A 2943-nucleotide genomic window follows, 5' to 3' on the forward strand; every position below is an offset into this window, starting at 1 on the left:
TTCCCGACCTGATCGTGCTCGATTGGATGCTGCCGGGTCTCTCGGGCATCGAGCTGTGCCGGCGCCTGCGCACCCGCCCGGAGACCAAGCAGCTGCCGATCATCATGCTCACCGCGCGTGGCGAGGAGAGCGAGCGGGTGCGGGGACTTGCGACCGGCGCCGACGATTACATCGTCAAGCCGTTCTCGGTGCCGGAGCTCCTCGCCCGCGTGAAGGGCCTGCTCAGGCGCGCCAGCCCCGAGCGGCTCGCCACCGTGCTGGCCTATGGCGACATCGAGCTCGACCGCGACAAGCGCCGCGTGGCGCGCTCGGGCCGGCCGATCGACCTCGGCCCGACCGAATATCGCCTCCTGGAGTTCTTCCTGGAGCATCCCGGCCGCGTGTTCTCGCGCGAGCAGCTGCTCGACAGCGTTTGGGGACGCGACATCTACATCGACGAGCGCACCGTCGACGTCCATATCGGCCGCCTGCGCAAGCTACTCAACCTAGGCCGCGAGCAGGACCCGATCCGCACCGTCCGCGGCGCCGGCTATGCGCTGGACGATCGCTTCGCGAAGGCGGAGCAGACCTGAGTTTCTTGATCTCGGATTAGCGAGCTGCGGCTTCAATCTCGGCCGCCATCCCGGGGCGCGCGCAGCGCGAGCCCGGGATCCATAGCGACAGGACGTGGTTTGGCGAAGGCTAGGGAGTGACCATCCCGCGCAACGACTGCGCCCTGTGGTTAGGCTATGGATCCCCGCCTTCGCGGGGATGACACCGAGTTACTGGAGCCGTGATCGCTTCACGACTGCCATCAGGTAGATTAACGAACTCACCGCGTGCCCGGCTTTGGTGCTGCGCGGCGCCGGTCCGCTGCGGGCTGATAGGCCACGCGCGAATGCTGGGCGCAATAGGGCAGGCCGGAGAGCGCCTTGCCGCCGCAGAAGAAGAAATCCGGGCTCGAGGGATCGCCGACCGGCCAGTGGCAGGTCGCCTCGTTCAATTCCAGCAGCGACAGCCGCTGGCTCATCGGCACCACGTTGTCGTAGGTGACAGGCTCTGCCTCCACCTCGACCTCGAAGGCCTGCGCCAGCGCGGTGTTGCCGCGCGCGACGGGCCGCGTCACCCGCATCATGTGCTGCGCGGGCCGCGCCTTCCGCGGCCGCGGCGCTGCCGATGACGGGCTCTTGGCGCGACCGGACAGGCCGAGCCGGTGCACCTTGCCGATCACGGCGTTGCGGGTCACATTGCCGAGCTCCGCCGCGATCTGGCTGGCCGAAAGTCCGGCCTCCCAAAGCTTTTTCAGCTGCTCGACGCGATCATCGGACCAGGTCAAAACCGTCATTGCACCCTTTCCCTCGCTGCGCGCCTGCCATCCTGGGGCCTTCGCAGCGAATGCCTAAGCCGTGAAAAACCCGTGCCGCCAGAATCCCTTAAGGCTCGCCGGGCGCGCTCAAGACGCCCGAACGTTACGCCGGTACATGAGGACTCTTGGGATCAGAACTGCTGCACGAGATGTCGTATCTGACAGTCCAAACGCTACAATATGGCGTGACTCTCGCGCAAGAGTCCGCCGACTCGCTTCCACATGTTCCGTGGTGAAAACCCCGCAAAATCGGCACCGCAAGACTACGGATTCAGCGTTTCGCGAGGCTTTCCGGGTGGCATTGACACCCGTCTTGCCAAGCATAAGATAGTGCCACGTGCCGCCCTTAAAAGGCGGCACGTTTCGTTTTCCGGGGCCGGTCAGTGGTGCGTTGCGCAATGCGCGCGTCATACCGTCCGCAACATTCAAGTGGCCGTCATGACTAACAGCGCAGCGCCGCATTTGCTCCCCGTCTTCGCCAGGGCCGACCTCGGTTTCGAGCGTGGCGAAGGCTGCTGGCTGATCGCCACCAACGGGGACCGCTATCTCGATTTCACCTCAGGCGTGGCGGTGAATGCGCTCGGCCATGTTCATCCGGAGCTGGTCAAGGCCGTGCAGGAGCAGGCGACGAAGCTCTGGCACATGTCGAACCTGTTCCAGAGCCCGGACGGCGAGAAGCTCGCGGCGCGCCTTTGCAACGAGAGCTTTGCAGACTTCGTGTTCTTCTGCAATTCCGGCGCCGAGGCTCTTGAAGGCGTGATCAAGCTGGTGCGCCACCATCACTTCTCCAAGGGTCATCCGGAGCGCTATCGCCTCATCACTTTCGAGGGCGCCTTCCACGGCCGCACGCTGGCGACGCTCGCTGCGACCGGATCGGCAAAATATCTCGAGGGCTTCGGCCCGCCCATGGACGGCTTCGATCAGGTGCCGCATGGCGATCTGGAGGCCGTGAAGAAGGCGATTGGCCCGCACACCGCCGGCATTCTCATCGAACCGATCCAGGGCGAGGGCGGCGTCCGTTCTGCGCCTGCCGGCTTCCTGAAGGCGTTGCGCGAGCTCTGTGACGAGCGCGGCCTCTTGCTCGCCTTCGATGAGGTGCAGACCGGCATGGGCCGCACCGGCGATCTCTTCGCTTACAAGCGTACCGGCGTCACACCCGACGTGATGTCGCTGGCCAAGGCGCTCGGCGGCGGCTTCCCGATCGGCGCGGTGCTGGCGACCGCGGAGGCGGCGGCCGGCATGGGGCCCGGCTCGCACGGCTCGACCTTCGGCGGCAATCCGCTCGCGATCTCGGCCGCCAATGCCGTGCTCGACGTCATGCTCAAGCCCGGCTTCTTCGACCACGTGCAGAAGATGTCATTGCTGCTGAAACAGAAGCTCGCTTCCGTGATCGATCGCCACCCCGACGTCGTCAGCGAGGTGCGCGGCGAGGGGCTCTTGGTCGGCATCAAGGCGGTGGTGCCCTCCGCCGATCTGGTTGCGGCGTTGCGCGCCGAAAAACTGCTCACCGTCGGTGCCGGCGACAATGTCGTGCGCTTCCTGCCGCCTTTGATCGTCACTGAAGCCGAGATCGAGGACAGCGTCATCAGGCTCGAACG

At 65.6% G+C, this 2943-nt stretch carries 3 protein-coding genes; 2 read left to right on the plus strand and 1 reads right to left on the minus strand.

Annotated features, from left to right (window positions below):
• A partial coding sequence (gene phoB, locus JHD07_RS33235) for a phosphate regulon transcriptional regulator PhoB (RefSeq protein ID WP_291629831.1) occupies positions 1 to 572 on the plus strand: 572 nt, incomplete at its 5' end.
• 239 nt (positions 573 to 811) lie between these two features.
• Here the strand turns inward: phoB and JHD07_RS33240 are convergent.
• On the minus strand, positions 812 to 1324 hold the full coding sequence (locus tag JHD07_RS33240; protein WP_291629833.1) for a GcrA family cell cycle regulator: 513 nt from the start codon (positions 1322 to 1324) through the stop codon (positions 812 to 814).
• Positions 1325 to 1783: 459 nt separating this feature from the next.
• On the opposite strand from JHD07_RS33240, the gene JHD07_RS33245 reads away from it, so the two are divergent.
• Positions 1784 to 2943, plus strand: a 1160-nt coding sequence (locus JHD07_RS33245; RefSeq protein ID WP_291629835.1) for an aspartate aminotransferase family protein, incomplete at its 3' end; no start/stop codon positions are given.

It is taken from the genome of Bradyrhizobium sp. (assembly GCF_016462955.1).
GTDB lineage: Bacteria > Pseudomonadota > Alphaproteobacteria > Rhizobiales > Xanthobacteraceae > Bradyrhizobium.